This window comes from Pseudomonas agronomica, assembly GCF_025917275.1.
Taxonomy (GTDB): Bacteria; Pseudomonadota; Gammaproteobacteria; order Pseudomonadales; family Pseudomonadaceae; genus Aquipseudomonas; species Aquipseudomonas agronomica.
The window spans coordinates 1-683 of record NZ_JAOSHO010000970.1; the positions used below are offsets into that span (position 1 = coordinate 1).

2 protein-coding genes are annotated in these 683 nt (G+C 61.9%); both read right to left on the bottom strand.

The features are described 5' to 3' along the window. A partial coding sequence (locus OC610_RS28430; protein WP_408636678.1) for an alpha/beta fold hydrolase occupies positions 1 to 152 on the bottom strand: 152 nt, incomplete at its 3' end. Positions 153 to 180: 28 nt separating this feature from the next. Beyond that, the gene (locus tag OC610_RS28435) at positions 181 to 558 is read right to left on the bottom strand and encodes a hypothetical protein (protein ID WP_264433054.1); all 378 of its coding nucleotides are present in this window, start codon (positions 556 to 558) and stop codon (positions 181 to 183) included. Positions 559 to 683 lie beyond the last annotated feature (125 nt).

Sequence of the window (683 nt, forward strand, 5' to 3'; positions counted from 1 at the left end):
GCCAGGACCGGGGCAACCTCGTCGAAGGCACGCGGATCATAGGGGAAACCGTGGAGCAGGATGATCGGCTCGCCGTTGGCGGGGCCGTGTTCTTCGTAGGCGATGCGCAGCAGTGGCGTCACCGCGAAGTTGACCTTGGGCGCAGATGTCATGTTGGCCTCCGGCTTGAAGCGGTTGTGGTCAGGCGGGCTCCTGGTTTACATACTTGGCTCGGTCTGGCGTGAACGTCACGACCATGCTCGTGCTCGAGCAGGTCAGTGTGCGTTCCCGGGTCAGGTCGATGTCCAGGTCTTCGCCACGCAGGCCCTGCCATTGGGCCAGGTACTTGAGACAACCGAACTTGGCGGTTTTCTTCAGGCTACGGCTGACCCCGCCTTTCCAACCCAGCACCGGCAGCTCACCGTTGAGGCACCGTTGCGCCAGCTCGGGAAATCTCGCCGCCCGGTCGCGGCCGATTTCCCAGCATTTGATCAGGCCCTTGTCCTGGTCGTCCCAGAGCTCTTCGCGAGTCAGCCCTGATCGGGGCTCGGTGGTGATGGAGCGTTTGATATGGGTCATGTCGGATCCTTGAATCGGGTTTTATCGGGCAGCTCCGCTGCACCCTTGCGTGCATCGATCTTAGGAGAGGGTTGCGGGGCTGGCAACCTGGCACGGGAATAAGTATGAAATGTGGACGGTCGCCG

Excerpts from the sequence above, each read along its gene's own strand:
- OC610_RS28435 (WP_264433054.1), bottom strand. The coding sequence starts at position 558 with ATGACCCATATCAAACGCTCCATCACCACCGAGCCCCGATCAGGGCTG.